We start from the raw sequence: 833 nt of genomic DNA on the forward strand, positions 1-833 counted from the left end.
TGGGCTGCTTCTGCGCTGTCGCCGTTCCACAGCAGTTCATACTGCAACAGATGGCCCCGGCTGCCGCCGTGGACTAACAGGTATTCCATGTCGGCCAGTCGCTGACAATGGACTTTTAACTGGTTATCGCTCCATTGGGTGTAACTGCGGATATCCCGGCGGGTAAAGCGGACCGCGTTCACCGGGCGTTGCTGCGCTGTCGCCGTCTCTTTCACCATCGCCTGTATCAGCAGCAACAGTTTTCGGGTCTGGGGCGACATTTCATCCAGCGTGCGGCCTAATATCTCGTGGGCCAGCCGGTTTGCTAAGCTAATATCGTCTTTGGTCACCTCGATATACTCCAGTGTTTTTCCCCGATGTTCGGCCTTTTTCACCGTCCGCTGGTGCTGATGCAGCAGGGCGATACTTTGTATCAGGGTGAGATATTTCATGTGGTCGCGCCGGGTGCGGGTTTTATCGCTCATGAACGTTAACTGTGAGGCATAAGGGTTAACCACATTCAGCGGGCGCAACAGCCGCTGGGCGTTCTGATGCAGTTCGGTGATATATGCCTTTTCATTTTCGGCCAGTAAACCTTCAAGGGTCTGCTTATGACGTTGCAAGGCATGGATAGCTTCGGTCTGTTCCCGCGATTCGTTCACCGTCAGCACCAGACAACGATTCAGTAATTCTTCATCGACATCTATTGCGGTGGTGGTGAGCATCAGCATCACCGGCCCTTTCACCGTGTACTGTTTGGTGACCAGATTCCCGCTGGCATCGTCTTTACCGGTGCTGGCAATGGTCAGTTCGCCGTCGCTTTGTAACAGCTTGAGGGCATAGGCGGCCTGCCG

Annotated in this window: 1 pseudogene; it reads right to left on the reverse strand. The window is 54.6% G+C overall.

Annotation, left to right across the window (positions count from 1 at the left end):
- Positions 1-833, reverse strand: a pseudogene (locus tag EAE93_RS23920) (DNA primase); the annotation flags it as partial.

This window comes from Photorhabdus akhurstii (genome assembly GCF_018448925.1).
GTDB lineage: Bacteria > Pseudomonadota > Gammaproteobacteria > Enterobacterales > Enterobacteriaceae > Photorhabdus > Photorhabdus akhurstii.